Source organism: Klebsiella sp. F11, from assembly GCF_056712265.1.
This window is the reverse complement of sequence record NZ_CM160060.1, coordinates 5048171-5068324: the sequence shown is the minus strand read 5'-3', so window position 1 is coordinate 5068324 and position 20154 is coordinate 5048171. Positions and strand designations below refer to the sequence as shown.

Below are 20154 nucleotides of genomic sequence, written 5' to 3'. Positions count from 1 at the left end.
CCCCGGCTATTTAAACCACTTCTGCTCCATTTGCCCGAATTCAGGGGAGGCCTTGACGACCTCCAGCGCGGCATTCAGCGCATTGAGCAGCTCAGGGTCATCTTTACGCACCGCGATCGCCAGCTGCTTGCCATAATATTTGGCATCGGTCGCCTGCTCGTCGATGATGGCGTAATCCGGATTGTCCTGCAGCCATGTCTCGGCGCTGGCGCGATCGCTCATCACCCCGTTAACGCCTCCCTCCTTCAGCGCGCTGAACGCAGCCGCGTCGCCATCGTAAGAGACGACGTTCACCTCTTTTTGCTTATCGTGCAGATAGCGCTGGTGAATGCTGCCCTTAGCGATGCCGATCTTTTGTCCCTTCAGATCGGCAAAACCGTGGGCGCTATTCTTCGCGGTGACCACCACGCCGGAGAGCTGCTGGCGATAGGGCTGAGTAAAGGCGACCTGCTTTTCGCGCATCGGGATAACTTCGATGCCGGCGATGATGGCGTCGAATTTCTTAAAGCGCAGCGCCGGGATCAGGGTAGCAAAGCCCTGAGGCGTAAACGTGCACTCAGCCTGCATCTGTTTACAGAGCGCCCTGGCGAGATCGATATCAAAACCGGCAGGCTGGTTCCTGGCGTTGACGGTTTCAAAGGGCGGATTGGCCGTGGTGGTGCCAAAATGCAGCGTCGTTGCCGATGCCGTTCCCATCGCCATCGCCATCGGCAGCAGGACGGAGAGCGCTTGTTTCATTTTCGTTTCCCTGTTTGTCGTTGTTGTTGACCGTCAATGGGGCGATCGCACCCGCGGACCGGGGCAATTTTGCGCCTTTAGCAAGGCTGGAAAAAGTTATTTTGCCTTACGCGCTGCTTATTTATACAATTCAGCGCGCTATATGGCGATAAAATGTCCATTCAGACAAAAATAGAAAAAAAGTGCTCGCAGGGGGGTTGCAGCTAAATCGAATTCTCGTATAATGCGCCTCCCGTGACGAAGCAGAAATGCAAATCACGACGCCATAGAAATATGGCAAGAAGTACGCGGGAATAGCTCAGTTGGTAGAGCACGACCTTGCCAAGGTCGGGGTCGCGAGTTCGAGTCTCGTTTCCCGCTCCATAATTTGAAAGGCACTATCCTAATCACAGGATTTCGGCTTGCGATAAAGCTACCCAGGTAGCGGCAGGTTGAAAGACGAAGATTAAGCGGGAATAGCTCAGTTGGTAGAGCACGACCTTGCCAAGGTCGGGGTCGCGAGTTCGAGTCTCGTTTCCCGCTCCAAATTTGATAGTTACCACACCCAAGCGGGAATAGCTCAGTTGGTAGAGCACGACCTTGCCAAGGTCGGGGTCGCGAGTTCGAGTCTCGTTTCCCGCTCCAAATTTCTTCCTCATGCTCAATTTATCCACAGTGCAATAGCGCGCCGGGGATGCTTTCCGTTGCATACCGGAAAATACTGTAAACAGAGTTATCCACAGGTTAGATGTCAGCAACTTGTTGCTGAAAAACTTCGACTTTTGAATAATATCAGTTCATCTCATTGAAAGTTAATAATAAAATTTCATTTCAAAGTGTTAATACGATCACTTGACGTTCGTCTGCATGTTGAAACGCAATGTGTTTTTGTTTTTATTCACAGCCTGTGAATGAATCAGGCGTCTCGCGGAAGGCCTTTTTCAACCACCCTGACCAACCGCTGTTTCTTCGGCAGTTGCACCTCAACCGCGCCGGCGCTGCGCCTGGCGATTTGCTGCTCTATCGCCCACTCAATGTGTTCATCGAGTAGTGAGTGCTCACCCCGGCGGCTTTCCAGCGCCTTGAGATGTGCTTCATCCCACGGCGCATTTCCCAGCGCCACGGCAATATTGCGTAACCAGCGCAGATGACCAATACGGCGAATTGCCGAACCTTCGGTCACCTTCAGAAAATGACTCTCACTCCAGGCAAACAGCTCTACCAGCGGCGGCGCATGCAGCGCTTTTCGCGGGCTGAAATCATCTTCATCCGTAAGCTGAGAGAAGCGGTTCCACGGGCAAATCAGCTGGCAGTCGTCGCAGCCGTAAATGCGGTTGCCGATCAGCGGGCGGAACTCGACGGGGATCGCGCCTTCCAGCTCAATGGTCAAATAGGAGATGCAGCGGCGGGCGTCGACGGTATAGGGCTCGACGATGGCGCCGGTCGGACAGATGGTCATGCAGGCCACGCAGCGTCCGCACTCTTCGGCGACCGGCCGATCGACGGGCAGGGGGATATCAACCAGCAGCTCGCCGAGGAAAAAGAACGAGCCGGCATCGCGGTTAATAATAAGTGAGTGCTTACCTGTCCAGCCAAGACCCGCTTTTTCCGCCAAAGGACGCTCCAGAATAGGCGCGGAATCGACAAACGGTCTAAAATTGAGCGAAGCACACTGTTCCTGAATCATCTCACCGAGTTTTTTCAGGCGGTTACGTAGCAGCTTATGATAATCACGCCCAAGGGCATAACGGCTGACGTAGCCAAGCGTAGGATCTTTCAGGGTGCGGGCAAACGCGGCATTTGCAGGCAGGTAGTTCATCCGTACACTGATGACGCGTAGCGTACCGGGAAGAAGCTCATGAGGGCGCGCGCGCATCATGCCGTGGCGCGCCATCCATTCCATCTCTCCGTGGTACTGTTTGTCCAGCCATGCCTGCAGTTTGGGTTCGCTGACGCTGAGATCGGTATCGGTGATACCCACCTGCTGGAACCCAAGTTCAGTGCCCCATTGCTTGATTTGTTGCGCTAACTTATTGAGATCGAGGGGCTGTAACATGATGGACCATACAATGACGAGAAACCCTGTCAGTATACCACACTTCATCTGGCCGGCAGAGGCGCTACGGCGTGCGGAAAAAGAGGCCGCCGATAGCCTCGGGCTGACCCTGTTTGAGCTGATGCGCCGGGCCGGCGAAGCGGCTTTCCAGCTGGCGCGAAGCCAGTACCCCGCCAGCCGGCGCTGGCTAATTCTTTGCGGCCACGGCAACAACGGCGGCGACGGCTACGTCGTTGCGCGTCTGGCGCAGGCTGAAGGGATTGAGGTGACGCTGCTGGCGCTGGAGAGCGAGAAGCCCCTGCCGGAGGAAGCGCATGCCGCACGCGAAGAGTGGCTCAACGCCGGCGGGACGATCCACGCGGCGGATATTGTCTGGCCGGAAGAGATCTCGCTGATTATTGACGGAATACTGGGCACCGGCCTGCGCAGCGCTCCGCGCGGGCCTGCCGCCGGGCTGATCGCGCGCGCAAACGCGCATCCGGCGCCGGTAGTGGCGCTGGATATCCCCTCCGGACTCAACGCGCAGACCGGAGCTACGCCGGGGGCGGTGATCCATGCGGCCCACACGCTAACGTTTATCGCCCTTAAGCCGGGGCTGCTGACCGGTAAAGCCCGCGACGTGGTGGGGCAGCTGCGCTATCACTCTCTGGGCCTCGATAGCTGGCTTGCCGGAGAACCGTTCCCGCTAACGCGCTTTGACGCCTCGCAGCTGGTGGGCTGGCTGCCGCCGCGCCGGGCAACCTCCCATAAAGGCGATCACGGCAGGCTGGTCATTATTGGCGGCGCTCGCGGCACCGCCGGCGCCATCAGGATGACCGGAGAAGCGGCGCTGCGGGCGGGAGCGGGGCTAGTCCGGGTGTTGACCCATCCGGAAAACATTGCGCCGATTATTACCGCCAGGCCTGAGCTGATGGTGGATGAGCTCACGGCGCAGAGCCTCGATGAAAGCCTGCAGTGGGCTGATGTGGTGGCGATCGGTCCGGGCCTCGGCCAAAGCGAATGGGCGACGCGAGCGCTACGCCAGTTGGCGAGCGTTGCGAAACCGATGGTGTGGGATGCGGATGCGTTGAACCTGCTGGCAATCAATGCCGATAAACGTCACAATCGCGTGCTGACGCCACACCCCGGCGAAGCCGCCCGCCTGCTTAACTGCAGCGTGGCAGAAATTGAAAGCGATCGCTTACATTCTGCTCAACGTCTGGTAAAACGTTATGGTGGCGTGGTCGTGCTAAAAGGCGCGGGGACGGTGGTGGCCAGTGAAGCAGGCGAGATGGGTATTATCGATGCCGGCAATGCCGGTATGGCCAGCGGCGGAATGGGCGATGTGCTCACCGGTATTATTGCCGCTCTGTTAGGGCAAAAGCTGACGCCGTATGATGCTGCCTGCGCCGGTTGCGTGGCGCACGGCGAAGCCGCAGACCGACTGGCTGCCAGAGATGGCGCCCGTGGGATGCTGGCGACCGATCTCTTTTCCACGCTCAGGCGTGTTGTTAACCCGGATGTGATTGACGTAGACCATGATTAACCGAGTGATTCCTTTACCCGACGAGCAGGCAACCTTAGACCTTGGCAACCGCATTGCGCGGCTCTGTGCGGGCGCCACGGTCATCTATCTGTATGGCGATTTAGGCGCGGGTAAAACGACCTTCAGCCGCGGCTTTTTACACGCACTCGGCCACCGCGGGAATGTCAAAAGCCCTACCTACACGCTGGTGGAGCCGTACACCCTCGAAAACCTGATGGTGTATCACTTCGACCTCTACCGCCTGGCGGACCCCGAAGAGCTCGAGTTTATGGGGATCCGCGACTACTTTACTGACGATGCTATCTGCCTGGTTGAATGGCCGCAGCAGGGCGCGGGCGTGCTGCCCGAGCCGGATGTGGAAATTCATCTTGAATATCAGGCACAAGGGCGTGAGGCGCGCGTAACGGCAGTCTCCTCATTGGGTGAGTCTTTACTGGCGCGTTTAGCCTGAAGGATGGCGGGATGAAATATCGCATAACCCCCTGGCTGGCCGCGGCGCTGATGCTGTTTAGCATGCAGACCCTTGCGGCAAGCTTATCCGATATCCAGGTCTCTAACGGAGAACGGCAGGCCCGTATTACCATTAGCTTTATCGGCGATCCCGAATACTCCTTCAGCCCGCAGGGCAAACGCACGGTGGCGCTGGATATCAAGCAGACCGGCACCCTGCAGGGATTACCGCTGCTGTTTAGCGGCAGCAACCTGGTGAAAAGCATTCGCTCGGGCGCCGCGCAGGATACGCAGTCCCTGCGTCTGCTGGTGGACCTGACTGAAGATGGCAAAACCCGCGCGGTGAAGCAGCAAAACGGCTCTAACTATACCGTGGTGTTCACGATTAACGCCGATGTTCCGCCACCGCCTCCGGTGGTCGTGAAGCGGGTGGAAACGCCGACGATCGCGCCGCGTCCGGTGCCGGTGGCGCCCGCGCGCAATCCGTTTAAATCATCCACTAGCGAACGGCAAACGGTGATGACCGAAAGCCATCCCGCGACGCGTCCGGCCGCTCGCGCCGCGGCAACGGACGATAAGGTCATTATTGCGATCGACGCCGGCCACGGCGGTCAGGATCCCGGGGCGATCGGCCAGAACGGCACCAAAGAGAAGAACGTGACCATCTCCATTGCCCGCAAGCTGCGTACGCTGCTGAACGCCGACCCGATGTTCAGGCCGGTGATGACCCGAGACGGCGACTACTTTATTTCGGTGATGGGCCGTTCCGACGTCGCCCGTAAGCAGAATGCCAACTTCCTGGTGTCGATTCACGCCGATGCGGCGCCGAACCGTGACGCTACCGGCGCGTCGGTATGGGTGCTGTCCAACCGCCGCGCCAATAGCGAAATGGCGGGCTGGCTCGAGCAGCATGAGAAGCAGTCCGAGCTGCTCGGCGGCGCGGGCGACGTGCTGGCGAACAGCCAGTCGGATCCCTACCTGAGCCAGGCGGTGCTGGATTTACAGTTCGGCCATTCCCAGCGCGTCGGGTATGATGTAGCGACCGACGTATTGAGCCAGCTGCAGCGGGTCGGCGATCTCCATAAGCGCCGTCCGGAACACGCCAGTCTCGGCGTGCTGCGTTCGCCGGATATTCCGTCGATCCTTGTCGAAACCGGCTTTATCAGCAATACCGGCGAAGAGCGGCTGCTGGGGAGCGACAGTTATCAGCAGCAGATTGCCGAAGCGATTTATAACGGTCTGCGTAATTACTTTATGCAGCACCCGCTGCAATCAGCCCCGCGCGGCGAGCCCGCGCAAACGGCCAGCGCCGCGTCGCCTGGCAGGACGTTGATAAATTAAGGAGTCAGCCATGCCGATTCAGGTTCTACCGCCGCAGCTCGCCAACCAGATTGCCGCAGGTGAGGTGGTGGAACGTCCGGCGTCGGTGGTTAAGGAGCTGGTCGAAAACAGCCTTGATGCCGGCGCGACCCGCATTGATATTGATATCGAACGCGGCGGCGCGAAGCTTATCCGCATTCGTGACAACGGCTGCGGCATCAAAAAGGACGAGCTGGCGCTGGCGCTGGCTCGCCACGCCACCAGTAAAATTGCCTCCCTTGACGATCTGGAAGCCATCATCAGCCTTGGCTTTCGCGGCGAAGCGCTGGCCAGCATCAGTTCGGTGGCGCGGCTGACTCTGACCTCCCGCACGGCGGAGCAGCAGGAGGCCTGGCAGGCCTACGCCGAAGGGCGCGATCAGGACGTGACCGTCAAGCCGGCGGCGCACCCGGTCGGCACCACGCTGGAAGTGCTGGATCTATTCTATAACACCCCGGCGCGCCGCAAATTTATGCGTACCGAAAAGACGGAATTTAATCATATCGATGAAATCGTCCGCCGCATCGCGCTGGCGCGTTTCGACGTCACGATTAATCTCAGCCATAACGGCAAGGCGATGCGCCAGTACCGTGCCGTACCCGAAGGCGGGCAGCGCGAGCGGCGGCTGGGCGCTATCTGCGGTACGCCGTTCCTCGAGCAGGCGCTGGCGATTGAGTGGCAGCACGGCGATCTGACCCTCAGCGGCTGGGTGGCCGATCCGCTGCATACCAATCCGGCGCTGGCGGAGATCCAGTACTGCTACGTTAACGGCCGGATGATGCGCGACCGGCTGATCAACCACGCCATTCGCCAGGCCTGCGAAGATAAGCTCGGGGCCGACCAGCAGCCGGCTTTTGTCCTCTACCTTGAGATTGACCCGCACCAGGTGGATGTAAACGTCCACCCCGCTAAGCACGAAGTGCGCTTTCACCAGTCTCGCCTGGTCCACGATTTTATCTATCAGGGAGTGCTGAGCGTCCTCCAGCAGCAGCTCAGTGCGCCGCTGGCGGAAGAAGATAAGGGTCAGCCGGCGCGCCTTCAGGTTCCGGAGAACCGGGTCGCGGCGGGCGCTAACCATTTTGCTCAGCCGGTCTCCGCGCGCGAGCCGGCCGCGGCGCGCTACGGCCGCGAAACGTCGCGCGAACCTTCCGGCCCGGCGGGCGGAGGCGGCGCCGGCTGGCCGCACGCGCAGCCGGGATACCAAAAGCAGCAGGGGGCGCTGTATCGGCAGCTGCTGGAGACGCCGGCCGTCGAGCGTAAAAGCAGCGTCCCGGCGCCTGCGGCGGAAGGCTTATCCGGACACAGCCAGAGCTTTGGCCGCGTGCTGACCATCGTTAAAGGCGACTGCGCGCTGCTGGAGCGTGACGGCAGGCTGGCGCTTCTGGCGCTGCCGGTGGCCGAACGCTGGCTGCGTCAGGCGCAGCTGACCCCCGCCGGAGAGCCGGTTTGCGGGCAGCCGCTGCTGATCCCGCTGCGGCTAAAGGTTTCGAGCGTGGAAAAGGACGCGCTGGCGAAAGCGCAGGCGGCGCTGGTGACGTTGGGGATCGATCTGCAGTCCGATGCGCAGCATTTGACGGTTCGCGCGGTGCCTTTACCCTTAAGACAACAAAATTTACAAATCTTGATTCCTGAACTGATAGGCTACCTGGCGCAGCGAAAGGCATTTGACGTCGACGACATCGCGCAGTGGATCGCGCGCAATCTGGCGAGCGAGCATGCGCAGTGGAACATGGCGCAGGCGATTAGCGTGTTGGCGGACGTAGAGCGTTTATGTCCGCAGCTGGTAAAAGCTCCGCCGGGTGGTCTGTTACAACCCGTTGACCTGGATTCGGCGATGAATGCCCTGAAAGATGAGTGATGTAACTGAGGCGAGCCTGCCTAAGGCAATATTTTTAATGGGCCCAACGGCCTCCGGTAAAACCGCGCTGGCCATTGCTTTGCGTAAAATTTTACCGGTAGAGTTGATTAGTGTCGATTCCGCCCTTATCTATCGAGGAATGGACATTGGTACGGCCAAGCCGGATGCGGCAGAGCTGAGCGCAGCGCCGCATCGACTGCTGGATATTCTCGACCCGGCAGAGGCTTACTCCGCGGCGGATTTTCGTCGCGATGCGCTGGCAGAAATGGCGGATATCGTCGCTGCCGGGCGCATTCCGCTGCTGGTTGGCGGAACAATGTTGTATTTCAAAGCGTTGCTGGAAGGGCTGTCGCCGTTACCTTCGGCGGATCCCCAGGTCAGGGCAAAGATTGAGCAACAGGCAGCAGAGCAGGGGTGGCACGTACTGCACCGGCAACTACAGGAGATCGATCCCGTCGCCGCCGCGCGTATTCATCCAAATGATCCGCAAAGACTTTCCCGAGCACTGGAAGTTTTTTTCATTTCGGGTAAAACTTTAACGGAACTGACGCAAACGTCGGGAGACGCTCTGCCGTATAAGGTGCATCAGTTCGCCATCGCCCCGGCGAGCCGTGAACTGCTCCATCAATGCATAGAACAGCGTTTTCATCAGATGTTGGCTTCAGGTTTTGAAGCAGAAGTAAGGGCGTTATTTGCCCGCGGAGATTTGCATACGGATATGCCTTCCATTCGTTGTGTCGGATACCGCCAGATGTGGTCATATCTTGATGGCGAGATCCCGTATGATGAAATGGTTTATCGAGGTGTTTGCGCCACGAGACAGTTAGCCAAGCGTCAGATAACCTGGTTGCGCGGCTGGGAAGATATTCGCTGGTTAGACAGTGAACAACCTGAACAGGCGCTCAACAAAGTATTACAGGTAGTTGGTGCGAGCCAGGACTGAACGTGTACAATTAAACGGTATCGTGCGTAATTTTTTTTAAGAATCGTAAGGTTCTGAGTACAAAACAAGCATACATATAAGGAAAAGAGAGAATGGCTAAGGGGCAATCTTTACAAGATCCGTTCCTGAACGCTTTGCGTCGGGAACGCGTTCCGGTTTCTATTTATTTGGTGAATGGTATTAAGCTGCAAGGGCAAATTGAGTCTTTCGATCAGTTCGTGATCCTGTTGAAGAACACGGTCAGCCAGATGGTCTACAAGCACGCAATTTCTACCGTTGTTCCGTCTCGCCCGGTGTCTCATCACAGCAATAATGCTGGCGGCGGTACAAACAACTATCACCACGGTGGTAGCGCGCAGGGTTCTTCTGCGCCGCAGCAAGACAGCGAAGACGCCGAATAAGGTAATGCTGTTTTCCCAGACCGGGGAGCCAGATTTTACTCTATGAGTTTTAGGTTGCAGGAAGGCGGCATGTAGTGAATCCCCAGGCGTTTACAGCCGTAAATGGCTGGGGTAAACGAGTAAGGCCAATACTCACGCAGCCAGAAAGACCACGAGTGACTGTGTTCCCCGCTGGTATTTTAGAAGGGGTTTACGCTTGTTTGACCGTTATGATGCCGGTGAGCAGGCGGTGCTGGTACACATCTATTTTTCGCAAGACAAAGATATGGAAGACCTTCAGGAGTTTGAATCCCTGGTCTCCTCTGCCGGTGTCGAAGCAATGCAGGTGATTACCGGTAGCCGTAAAGCACCGCACCCGAAATATTTTGTTGGTGAAGGTAAGGCTGTCGAAATTGCGGAAGCCGTAAAAGCGACCGGCGCGTCGGTCGTGCTGTTCGATCATGCCCTGAGCCCGGCCCAGGAACGTAACCTGGAGCGCCTGTGCGAATGCCGGGTTATCGACCGTACGGGGCTTATTTTAGATATTTTCGCCCAGCGAGCGCGCACCCACGAAGGGAAACTACAGGTTGAGCTGGCGCAGCTGCGTCATATGGCGACGCGCCTTGTTCGCGGCTGGACCCACCTTGAAAGACAGAAGGGCGGGATTGGTTTGCGTGGCCCGGGTGAAACCCAGCTCGAAACTGACCGTCGACTGCTGCGTAACCGCATTATGCAGATCCTCGGGCGGCTGGAAAAAGTATCGAAGCAGCGCGAACAGGGACGGCGGTCACGAGCCAAAGCCGATATTCCTACCGTGTCGCTGGTGGGCTACACCAACGCCGGGAAATCAACGTTGTTTAACCAGATAACTGAAGCCCAGGTTTACGCGGCGGACCAGCTGTTCGCGACCCTGGACCCGACGCTGCGCCGCATCGACGTCACCGACGTGGGCGAAACCGTTCTGGCGGACACCGTGGGTTTTATTCGTCATCTGCCGCACGATCTGGTCGCCGCGTTTAAAGCCACGCTGCAGGAGACGCGTCAGGCGACGCTGCTGCTGCACGTGATTGACGCAGCCGATGTCCGTCTGCAGGAAAATATTGATGCCGTAAATACGGTTCTCGCCGAAATCGAGGCCGATGAGATCCCGGTGCTGCTGGTGATGAACAAAATCGACATGCTTGACGATTTTGAACCGCGTATCGACCGGGATGAAGAGAATAAACCGATTCGGGTCTGGCTCTCTGCGCAGACCGGAATTGGGGTACCGCTGCTTTTTCAGGCTTTGACGGAACGACTTTCCGGTGAAGTGGCTCAGCACACTCTGCGCCTACCGCCGCAGGAAGGGCGGCTGAGAAGTCGGTTCTATCAGCTTCAGGCGATAGAAAAAGAGCGGCTGGAGGATGACGGCAGCGTGAGTCTGCAGGTGCGCATGCCGATTGTTGACTGGCGTCGCCTCTGTAAACAAGAGCCAGCGCTGGTTGATTACGTGATTTGACCTTGCAGCTTGCCTGAAGATATTAACCCCTGTGGGGATATCAAAAACAAATATGGAGCATATACATGGCGTGGAATCAGCCCGGTAATAACGGACAGGACCGCGACCCGTGGGGGAGCAGCAATAACCAAGGCGGCAACTCCGGGGGAAATGGCAATAAAGGTGGTCGCGAACAGGGGCCGCCCGATCTGGATGATATCTTCCGCAAGTTAAGTAAAAAACTTGGCGGTCTCGGTGGCGGCAAAGGGGGACCGGGAGGCGTTAGCAGCTCTCAGGGATCTCGCGGCCCTATGGGTGGACGCATTGTCGGCATTGTTGCCGCCGCCGCGGTTATTATCTGGGCTGCCAGCGGTTTCTATACCATTAAGGAAGCGGAACGTGGCGTGGTGACTCGCTTTGGGAAATTCAGCCACCTGGTTGAGCCGGGTCTTAACTGGAAGCCAACCTTTATCGATAACGTCCAGGCCGTTAACGTTGAATCGGTACGTGAACTGGCGGCTTCTGGCGTCATGCTGACCTCTGACGAAAACGTCGTGCGCGTTGAGATGAACGTGCAGTATCGGGTAACCGACCCGGAACGCTACCTGTTTAGCGTTGCCAGCGCCGACGATAGCCTGCGCCAGGCAACCGACAGCGCCCTGCGCGGCGTGATCGGTAAGTACACCATGGACCGTATTCTGACCGAAGGCCGTACCGTGATTCGTAGCGATACCCAGCGCGAGCTGGAAGAGACGATTCGTCCGTACGACATGGGGATTACCCTGCTGGACGTCAACTTCCAGACGGCGCGTCCGCCGGAAGAGGTGAAGGCCGCGTTTGATGATGCGATTGCCGCGCGTGAGAACGAGCAGCAGTACATCCGCGAAGCCGAAGCTTACACCAACGAAGTTCAGCCGCGCGCTAACGGCGCCGCGCAGCGTATCCTCGAAGAGGCGCGTGCGTATAAGACTCAGACCGTTCTTGAAGCTCAGGGTGAAGTCGCGCGCTTTGCGAAGATTCTGCCTGAGTACAAAGCCGCGCCGGAAATTACCCGCGAGCGTCTGTATATCGAAAGCATGGAAAAAGTGCTGAGCCATACCCGCAAAGTGCTGGTTAACGATAAGGGCGGCAACCTGATGGTTCTGCCGCTGGACCAGATGCTGAAAGGCGCCGGCACGCCGACGGCAAAGAGCAATAGCAGCGCTGCGAACGATCTGCTGCGCCTGCCGCCAGCCTCCAGCTCAAGCAGCGCCAGCACCACGTCGACCACGACGGATGGCAACATTATGGACCAACGTCGCGCCAACGCGCAGCGTAACGACTACCAGCGTCAGGGGGAATAACGATGCGTAAACCTGTAATTGCGATTATTGCCATCGTGCTGGTAGTGCTTTACATGTCTATCTTTGTGGTTAAAGAGGGCGAGCGCGGTATTACGCTGCGCTTTGGTAAGGTACTGCGCGATAGCGAAAATAAACCGCTGGTGTATGCGCCGGGCCTGCACTTCAAGATCCCGTTGATTGAGTCAGTGAAAACGCTGGATGCGCGCATCCAGACCATGGACAACCAGGCCGATCGCTTTGTAACCAAAGAGAAGAAAGACCTGATCGTCGACTCCTACATCAAGTGGCGGATCAGCGACTTCAGCCGCTACTACCTGGCAACCGGCGGCGGCGACGTCTCCCAGGCCGAGGTGCTGCTGAAGCGTAAATTCTCTGACCGTCTGCGTTCTGAAATTGGTCGTCTGGACGTGAAGGATATCGTAACCGATTCCCGCGGTCGCCTGACTCTGGAAGTCCGCGATGCCCTGAACTCCGGCTCAGCGGGTACCGAAGATGAAGTCAGCACGCCGGCCGCCGACGATGCTATCGCTAAAGCGGCGGAACGCGTATCGGCAGAAACCAACGGTAAGGTTCCGGTGGTGAACCCGAACAGTATGGCGGCGCTGGGTATTGAAGTCGTCGACGTACGAATCAAGCAGATCAACCTGCCGGCCGAAGTGTCTGAAGCGATTTATAACCGTATGCGCGCCGAGCGTGAAGCGGTTGCCCGTCGCCACCGTTCACAGGGCCAGGAAGAGGCTGAGAAGCTGCGTGCTACCGCGGACTATGAAGTGACCAGGACGCTGGCTGAAGCCGAGCGCCAGGGCCGCATCACGCGCGGTGAAGGCGATGCCGAGTCGGCGAAGCTGTTTGCCGACGCGTTTAGCCAGGATCCGGGCTTCTATGCCTTTATCCGTAGCCTGCGCGCCTATGAGAACAGCTTCCAGGGTAACCAGGACGTTATGGTTCTCAGCCCGGACAGCGATTTCTTCCGCTACATGAAGTCACCTGACTCCGCTCGCAAATAAGCGATTTAGTCAGCGAAAAGGCGCCTTGAGAAAGGCGCCTTTTTTATATTTTTGATTTTAGAAATAACTTTTAACACAATGAGTTATACGTTTTCTTTACAAAAAAAGTGCATAATCAACGCAAAATGCCGGACAATGGGCGACGTGGGTAAAAAGCATCCTGGCTCAGGCCCTGACGCTGTCCGGCGACGGTAGTTTCGTTTATCTCTAAGGGTTAATCATGAACTCAACAATCTGGCTGGCACTGGCGCTGGTTTTAGTACTTGAAGGGCTGGGCCCGCTGCTTTATCCGCGCGCCTGGCGGCGGATGATCGCCACTATGAGCCAGCTGCCGGATAATTTATTACGCCGTTTTGGCGGCGGTCTTGTGGTTGCCGGGATAGTCATCTACTACATGTTGACGAAATCGCTGGGCTGATCAAAAAGTGGCCAGACCTGCCTGGTATTGAGTGCAAAAAGTGCTGTAACTCTGAAAAAGCGATGGTAGAATCCATTTTTAAGCAAACGGTGATTTTGAAAAATGGGCAACAACGTCGTCGTACTGGGCACCCAATGGGGTGACGAAGGTAAAGGGAAGATCGTCGATCTCCTGACTGAACGGGCTAAATATGTTGTGCGCTACCAGGGTGGTCACAACGCAGGCCATACTCTCGTAATCAACGGTGAAAAAACCGTCCTGCATCTTATTCCATCAGGCATTCTGCGCGAAAACGTCACCAGCATCATCGGTAACGGCGTTGTGCTGTCTCCGGCTGCGCTGATGAAAGAGATGAAAGGACTGGAAGACCGTGGTATCCCTGTCCGTGAGCGTCTGCTGCTCTCCGAAGCCTGTCCGCTTATCCTCGATTATCATGTTGCGCTGGACGTTGCGCGTGAAAAAGCGCGCGGTGCGAAAGCTATCGGTACCACCGGTCGCGGCATCGGTCCTGCCTACGAAGATAAAGTCGCTCGCCGCGGCCTGCGCGTGGGTGACCTGTTTGATAAAGCCACCTTCGCCAGCAAACTGAAAGAAGTGATGGAATATCACAACTTCCAGCTGGTGAACTTCTACAAAGCGGAAGCGGTTGATTATCAGAAAGTCCTTGATGACGTTATGGCGATTGCCGACATTCTGACGGCGATGGTCGTAGACGTTTCCGATCTGCTGGATCAGGCGCGTCAGCGCGGCGACTTCGTGATGTTCGAAGGCGCGCAGGGCACGCTGCTGGATATCGACCACGGTACCTATCCGTACGTAACCTCCTCCAACACCACCGCGGGTGGCGTGGCGACCGGCTCCGGCCTGGGTCCGCGCTATGTGGATTACGTTCTGGGTATCATCAAAGCTTACTCTACTCGCGTAGGTGCCGGTCCGTTCCCGACCGAGCTGTTTGATGACATCGGCGAGTTCCTGTGCAAGCAGGGTAACGAATTCGGCGCCACTACCGGCCGCCGTCGTCGTACCGGCTGGCTGGATATCGTGGCGATTCGTCGCGCGGTGCAGATCAACTCCCTGTCCGGCTTCTGCCTGACCAAGCTGGACGTGCTGGACGGCCTGAAAGAAGTTAAAATCTGCGTAGCTTACCGTCTGCCGGACGGCCGTGAAGTGACCACCACTCCGCTGGCAGCCGACAACTGGGAAGGCATCGAGCCGATCTATGAAGTCATGCCGGGCTGGTCCGAAAGCACCTTCGGCGTGAAAGAGCGTAGCGGCCTGCCGCAGGCGGCGCTGAACTACATCGCGCGTATTGAAGAGCTGACCAGCGTACCGGTTGATATTATCTCTACCGGTCCTGACCGTACCGAGACGATGATTCTGCGCGACCCGTTCGACGCGTAATTATCTCCAGGGGCGCCGGTTGGGCGCCCCTTGTTTTGCTGCCTACCCGCCCCATTTCAAATAAATTAGCGGCCTGAGCGTCGGCTGGTTTATCATCAATATAGTCATACCCTGCGGATCCACCGCTTTCCCCTTACCCTGAGGTTGCTGTGCAGTTAACGAGTTTCACTGATTACGGATTACGAGCGCTTATCTATATGGCGTCGTTACCGGATGGTCGAATGACGAGTATCTCCGAAGTGACGGAAGTCTACGGCGTGTCGCGTAATCATATGGTTAAGATAATCAATCAGCTGAGCCGCTCTGGTTACGTTATGGCAGTACGGGGAAAGAACGGGGGGATTCGCCTCGGTAAGCCGGCAAAAACGATTCGCGTTGGTGATGTGGTTCGCGATCTTGAGCCGCTATCGCTGGTCAACTGCAGCAGCGAATTCTGCCACATAACTCCGGCCTGTCGCCTGAAGCAGGCGCTTGCAGAAGCGGCGCAAAGTTTTCTCAAGGAACTGGATAACTACACGCTGGCTGATTTGGTTGAAGAGAATCAACCGCTTTATAAATTATTGCTGGTGGAGTGAGGTAAACTTCACCAGAGATGACAACGGAGGAACCGACATGTCACAAGATCCTTTCCTGGAGCGCGAAGCTGAAAAGTACGCGAACCCAATCCCTAGCCGGGAATTTATCCTCGATCATTTAGCAAAACGTGAAAAACCGGCCAGCCGGGACGAGCTGGCGATAGAACTGAATATCGAAGGCGAAGAGCAGCTGGAAGGGCTGCGCCGCCGCCTGCGCGCCATGGAGCGCGACGGGCAATTGGTGTTTACCCGCCGTCAGTGCTACGCGCTGCCGGAGCGTCTTGACCTGCTCAAAGGCGTGGTTATTGGCCATCGCGACGGCTTTGGCTTCCTACGCGTTGAGGGGCGTAAAGACGATCTGTACCTGTCTTCTGAGCAGATGAAAACCTGCATTCATGGCGATCAGGTGCTGGCGCAGCCGCTGGGCGCGGACCGTAAAGGCCGCCGCGAAGCGCGCATCGTGCGCGTTCTGGTGCCGAAAACCAGCCAGATCGTCGGCCGCTACTTCACCGACGCCGGCGTGGGCTTCGTGGTGCCTGACGACAGCCGTCTGAGTTTTGATATCCTAATCCCGCCTGAAGAAGTTATGGGCGCGCGGATGGGCTTTGTGGTGGTCGTTGAGCTGACCCAGCGCCCGACCCGTCGTACTAAAGCGGTGGGCAAAATCGTTGAAGTGCTGGGCGATAACATGGGCACCAGCATGGCGGTTGATATGGCGCTGCGCACCCATGAAATCCCTTATACCTGGCCACCGGCGGTGGAAAAACAGGTCTCGGTGCTGAAAGAGCAGGTGCCGGAAGAGGCGAAGATCGGCCGCGTTGATTTACGCGACCTGCCGCTGGTCACCATCGACGGCGAGGACGCCCGCGACTTTGATGATGCGGTTTACTGCGAGAAGAAACGCGGCGGCGGCTGGCGCCTGTGGGTCGCCATTGCCGACGTGAGCTACTACGTGCGCCCCGGCACGCCGCTGGACGGCGAAGCGCGCAGCCGTGGTACTTCGGTCTACTTCCCGTCGCAGGTGGTGCCGATGCTGCCGGAAGTGCTCTCTAACGGCCTGTGCTCGCTGAACCCGCAGGTCGATCGCCTGTGCATGGTTTGCGAAATGACGATTTCGTCAAAAGGTCGCCTGACCGGCTACAAATTCTATGAAGCGGTAATGAGCTCGCACGCCCGCCTGACCTACACCAAGGTATGGCACATGCTGCAGGGAGACGGCGAGCTGCGCGAGCAGTACGCGCCGCTGGTGAAGCATATCGAAGAGCTGCACACCCTCTACAAAGTTCTGGATAGCGCTCGCGAAGAGCGCGGCGGTATCTCCTTTGAAAGTGAAGAAGCGAAGTTCATCTTTAACGCCGAACGCCGCATCGAGCGTATTGAGCAGACCCAGCGTAACGACGCGCATAAGCTGATCGAAGAGTGCATGATTCTGGCGAACATCTCCGCCGCCCGCTTCGTTGAGAAGGCGCTGGAGCCGGCCCTGTTCCGTATCCACGATAAGCCGACCACTGAAGCGATCACCGCTTTCCGCACGGTACTGGCGGAGCTTGGCCTGGAGCTGCCCGGCGGCAATAAGCCGGAGCCGCGGGACTACGCCGAGCTGCTGACCTCCATCGCCGATCGTCCTGACCATGAGATGCTGCAAACCATGCTGCTGCGCTCAATGAAGCAGGCGGTCTACGATCCGGAAAACCGCGGCCACTTTGGCCTGGCGCTGCAGTCCTACGCGCACTTCACCTCGCCGATCCGCCGCTATCCGGACCTGTCGCTGCACCGCGCCATTAAATATCTGCTGGCGAAAGAGCAGGGCCACAAGGGCAACAGCACCGAAACCGGCGGCTGGCACTACAGCATGGAAGAGATGCTGCAGCTGGGCGCGCACTGTTCGATGACCGAACGCCGGGCCGACGAAGCGACCCGCGAGGTCGCCGACTGGCTGAAGTGTGACTTTATGTTGGATCAGGTGGGCAACGTCTTTAAGGGCGTCATCGCCAGCGTCACCGGCTTTGGCTTCTTCGTCCGCCTGGACGAGCTGTTTATCGACGGCCTGGTGCACGTTTCATCGCTGGACAACGACTACTATCGCTTCGACCAGATCGGACAGCGGCTGATCGGCGAGTCCGGTGGTCAGACCTACCGGCTGGGCGATCGCGTGGAAGTCCGCGTGGAAGCGGTCAACATGGACGAGCGCAAAATCGACTTCTCGCTAATCTCCAGCGAGCGCGCCCCGCGCAACGTCGGCAAGACCGAACGCGAGAAGGCGAAAAAGTCCAACGCCGGCAAACCTTCCGGGCGTCGTCGCCAGGTCGGGAAGCAGGCAAACTTCGAGCCGGACAGCGCCTTCCGTAAAGAAAAAGGCAAGTCTCAGCCCAAAGCCGCTCAGCCTAAAGGCGAGAAAAAAGCGAAGAAGCCGTCGGCTAAAACGCAGAAAATAGCGGCGGCAACCAAAGCGAAACGCGCGGCGAAAAAGAAAACCGCTGAGTAAGCGGGTATCAATCTTACTGGCCGGGACATCCGGCCCGTAAAGCCGAAACGGCAATATTAACAAGCAACGAGTACATCAATGAGTGAAATGATTTACGGCATCCACGCGGTGCAGGCCCTGCTGGAGCGCGCTCCCGAGCGTTTTCAGGAAGTCTATATTCTGAAAGGCCGCGAGGATAAACGCCTGCTGCCGCTGATCCACGCGCTGGAAGCCCAGGGCGTGGTGATTCAGGTCGCTAACCGCCAGTTTCTCGACGAGAAAAGCGAAGGCGCCGTGCATCAGGGGATTATTGCCCGCGTGAAGCCGGGACGTCAGTATCAGGAGAACGACCTGCCTGACCTGCTTGCCTCACTCGATCAGCCGCTGCTGCTGATTCTCGACGGCGTCACCGATCCGCACAACCTTGGCGCCTGCCTGCGCAGCGCCGATGCAGCCGGCGTGCACGCGGTGATCGTGCCGCGCGACCGTTCGGCGCAGCTGAACGCGACGGCGAAGAAAGTCGCCTGCGGCGCGGCGGAAAACGTCCCGCTGATCCGCGTGACTAACCTTGCGCGCACCATGCGCCTGCTGCAGGAAGAGAACGTCTGGATCGTCGGCACCGCCGGTGAAGCGGACCATACCCTTTTCCAGAGCAAGATGACCGGCCCGATGGCGCTGGTGATGGGCGCCGAAGGCGAAGGGATGCGCCGCCTGACCCGCGAACACTGCGATGAGCTGATCAGCATTCCGATGGCCGGCAGCGTCTCCTCGCTGAACGTCTCCGTCGCGACCGGCATCTGCCTGTTTGAAGCCGTGCGCCAGCGCAGCTGATTAACAGGCTACTCGTCCAGCGAGCGCAGGTGATCGTCCTTATTGAGGGTCATTAGCGCGATAATGCTGACCACCGCCGTCGCCATGACGTAGTAAGCCGGAATATCAAGATTACCGGTCTGTTTAATCAGGCCGGTAATAATCAGCCCGGCGCAGCCGGAAAACACCGCATTAGAGAGCGAATAGGCCAGCCCAAGGCCGGTATAGCGCACCCTTGTCGGGAACATTTCCGCCAGCATCGCCGGTCCCGGACCTGCCAGTATCCCCACCAGCCCGCCGGCAACGAGCACTACCGCGCCTTTTATCAGCAGCGTGCTGGACTCTGCCTGAAGAATTTTCAGCAGCGGTAGCGCCAGTATTAGCAGCAGCGCCGCGGCCAGCACCATCACGTTACGTCGACCCCATTTATCGCTGAGGATCCCGGCGGGAAGAATGGTCAGCGCAAAGCCAATATTGGAGATCACCGCGATCAGCAGCGCCTGGTTAAAGCCGGTATGCAGCGATGACTGCAGGTAGGCGGGCATAATTACCAGATAGGTGTAGCCTGCGGCGGACCACACCATCAGGCGCCCGATGCCGGTGATAATCACTTTCAGGGTTTGGCTCAGGCCGGCGCTGGCCTGCGGATGCTGACGTTGCTGCTGCTGGCGGAGAAAGCCCGGCGTCTCCTCCATTTTTACCCGTAGCCAGAGCGCGACGATCCCCAGCGGAATGGCGAGGAAGAACGGAATTCGCCAGCCCCAGGCGTGGAGCGCTTCCGGGCTCAGCAGGGCGGAGAGCAGGGCGACGATCCCGGCGCCGGCCAGCAGGCCGAGGGCGACGGTGAAGGATTGCCAGGCGCCGTACAGGCCGCGCCTGCCGCGTGGCGCAAACTCGGTCATCAGCGAGACGGCACCGCCATACTCCCCGCCGGCAAACAGCCCCTGTAGAATGCGCAGCCCGGTTAAAATCAGAGGGGCCGCTACCCCGATGCTGGCATAAACCGGCACCAGGCCAATGGCCGCGGTGGCGAGCGTCATCATCACCAGAACGACGATCAGCGTCGGCTTGCGGCCGATCCGATCGCCAATACGGCCAAAAATAATGGCGCCGAGCGGGCGGAAGAAAAAGGCGATGGCGAAGGAGGCGTAGGTCAGGATCAGGCCCGTCAGCGGCGCCTCGCCGGCCAGCTGAAAGAAATTCTGCGCGATAACCGTCGCCAGAAAGCCGTAGACCGCAAACTCATACCATTCAATAAAGTTGCCGATAGATCCGGCGATCAGCGCGCGCTTGTGCGCGCCGGTAGGGCGTGTCGCGGTCTGCATAGGCCATCCTGATTTCAACAAAAAACGACAAGTGAATAAATTATTC

The 20154-nt window shown here is 58.2% G+C and carries 17 protein-coding genes and 3 tRNA genes; 17 read left to right on the top strand and 3 right to left on the bottom strand.

Annotation, left to right across the window (positions count from 1 at the left end):
* Positions 1-6: 6 nt before the first annotated feature.
* Positions 7-738 carry a transporter substrate-binding domain-containing protein gene (locus AC1M2H_RS24895; RefSeq protein ID WP_480149477.1) on the bottom strand — a complete coding sequence of 244 codons (732 nt, stop codon included), beginning with the start codon at positions 736-738 and terminating at the stop codon, positions 7-9.
* A 287-nt stretch (positions 739-1025) separates the two neighbouring features.
* On the opposite strand from AC1M2H_RS24895, the gene AC1M2H_RS24890 reads away from it, so the two are divergent.
* The 3 genes from AC1M2H_RS24890 to AC1M2H_RS24880 all read left to right on the top strand — a co-directional run bounded on the left by AC1M2H_RS24890 (position 1026) and on the right by AC1M2H_RS24880 (position 1362).
* Positions 1026-1101, top strand: a tRNA-Gly gene (locus tag AC1M2H_RS24890).
* 86 nt (positions 1102-1187) lie between these two features.
* Positions 1188-1263: transfer RNA gene (locus AC1M2H_RS24885), tRNA-Gly, on the top strand.
* 23 nt (positions 1264-1286) lie between these two features.
* Positions 1287-1362, top strand: a tRNA-Gly gene (locus AC1M2H_RS24880).
* Positions 1363-1633: 271 nt separating this feature from the next.
* On the opposite strand, the gene queG is transcribed toward AC1M2H_RS24880, so the two are convergent.
* Positions 1634-2773 carry a tRNA epoxyqueuosine(34) reductase QueG gene (queG, locus tag AC1M2H_RS24875; protein ID WP_480149476.1) on the bottom strand — a complete coding sequence of 380 codons (1140 nt, stop codon included), beginning with the start codon at positions 2771-2773 and terminating at the stop codon, positions 1634-1636.
* A gap of 13 nt (positions 2774-2786) precedes the next feature.
* On the opposite strand from queG, the gene nnr reads away from it, so the two are divergent.
* The 14 genes from nnr (at position 2787) to rlmB (ending at position 18804) form a co-directional block, all read left to right on the top strand.
* A complete protein-coding gene (gene nnr / locus AC1M2H_RS24870; RefSeq protein ID WP_480149475.1) occupies positions 2787-4298 on the top strand; it encodes a bifunctional ADP-dependent NAD(P)H-hydrate dehydratase/NAD(P)H-hydrate epimerase in 1512 nt (503 codons plus the stop codon).
* The gene (gene tsaE, locus AC1M2H_RS24865; RefSeq protein WP_480149474.1) at positions 4291-4749 is read left to right on the top strand and encodes a tRNA (adenosine(37)-N6)-threonylcarbamoyltransferase complex ATPase subunit type 1 TsaE; all 459 of its coding nucleotides are present in this window, start codon (positions 4291-4293) and stop codon (positions 4747-4749) included. The genes nnr and tsaE overlap by 8 nt, the downstream gene beginning before the upstream one ends.
* An 11-nt stretch (positions 4750-4760) precedes the next feature.
* Entirely contained in the window at positions 4761-6089 is a 1329-nt protein-coding gene (gene amiB, locus AC1M2H_RS24860; protein ID WP_480149473.1) for an N-acetylmuramoyl-L-alanine amidase AmiB, read from the top strand.
* A gap of 10 nt (positions 6090-6099) precedes the next feature.
* Complete coding sequence (gene mutL, locus AC1M2H_RS24855) at positions 6100-7965, top strand: DNA mismatch repair endonuclease MutL (protein WP_480149472.1); 1866 nt, start codon at positions 6100-6102, stop codon at positions 7963-7965.
* Positions 7958-8908, top strand: a complete 951-nt coding sequence (gene miaA, locus AC1M2H_RS24850; protein WP_480149471.1) for a tRNA (adenosine(37)-N6)-dimethylallyltransferase MiaA — start codon at positions 7958-7960, stop codon at positions 8906-8908. The genes mutL and miaA overlap by 8 nt, the downstream gene beginning before the upstream one ends.
* Positions 8909-9000: 92 nt before the next feature.
* Complete coding sequence (gene hfq / locus AC1M2H_RS24845) at positions 9001-9309, top strand: RNA chaperone Hfq (protein ID WP_426813356.1); 309 nt, start codon at positions 9001-9003, stop codon at positions 9307-9309.
* A 196-nt stretch (positions 9310-9505) separates the two neighbouring features.
* Complete coding sequence (gene hflX, locus AC1M2H_RS24840; RefSeq protein ID WP_480149469.1) at positions 9506-10786, top strand: ribosome rescue GTPase HflX; 1281 nt, start codon at positions 9506-9508, stop codon at positions 10784-10786.
* A gap of 65 nt (positions 10787-10851) precedes the next feature.
* The gene (hflK, locus tag AC1M2H_RS24835) at positions 10852-12108 is read left to right on the top strand and encodes an FtsH protease activity modulator HflK (protein ID WP_480149468.1); all 1257 of its coding nucleotides are present in this window, start codon (positions 10852-10854) and stop codon (positions 12106-12108) included.
* A 2-nt stretch (positions 12109-12110) separates the two neighbouring features.
* Positions 12111-13115 carry a protease modulator HflC gene (hflC, locus tag AC1M2H_RS24830; RefSeq protein WP_480149467.1) on the top strand — a complete coding sequence of 335 codons (1005 nt, stop codon included), beginning with the start codon at positions 12111-12113 and terminating at the stop codon, positions 13113-13115.
* 220 nt (positions 13116-13335) lie between these two features.
* Positions 13336-13533, top strand: coding sequence for a DUF2065 domain-containing protein (locus tag AC1M2H_RS24825; protein WP_041143716.1), 198 nt, complete (start codon positions 13336-13338; stop codon positions 13531-13533).
* 102 nt (positions 13534-13635) lie between these two features.
* On the top strand, positions 13636-14934 hold the full coding sequence (locus tag AC1M2H_RS24820) for an adenylosuccinate synthase (RefSeq protein ID WP_426813353.1): 1299 nt from the start codon (positions 13636-13638) through the stop codon (positions 14932-14934).
* Between the two features lie 149 nt (positions 14935-15083).
* On the top strand, positions 15084-15509 hold the full coding sequence (gene nsrR, locus AC1M2H_RS24815) for a nitric oxide-sensing transcriptional repressor NsrR (RefSeq protein ID WP_041143718.1): 426 nt from the start codon (positions 15084-15086) through the stop codon (positions 15507-15509).
* Between the two features lie 37 nt (positions 15510-15546).
* The gene (gene rnr / locus AC1M2H_RS24810) at positions 15547-17994 is read left to right on the top strand and encodes a ribonuclease R (protein ID WP_480149466.1); all 2448 of its coding nucleotides are present in this window, start codon (positions 15547-15549) and stop codon (positions 17992-17994) included.
* Positions 17995-18072: 78 nt separating this feature from the next.
* Positions 18073-18804: a 23S rRNA (guanosine(2251)-2'-O)-methyltransferase RlmB gene (gene rlmB, locus AC1M2H_RS24805; RefSeq protein ID WP_045853349.1), complete on the top strand. Its 732-nt coding sequence runs from the start codon at positions 18073-18075 to the stop codon at positions 18802-18804.
* A gap of 8 nt (positions 18805-18812) precedes the next feature.
* On the opposite strand, the gene AC1M2H_RS24800 is transcribed toward rlmB, so the two are convergent.
* Complete coding sequence (locus AC1M2H_RS24800) at positions 18813-20108, bottom strand: MFS transporter (RefSeq protein WP_480149465.1); 1296 nt, start codon at positions 20106-20108, stop codon at positions 18813-18815.
* Between the last annotated feature and the right edge of the window lie 46 nt (positions 20109-20154).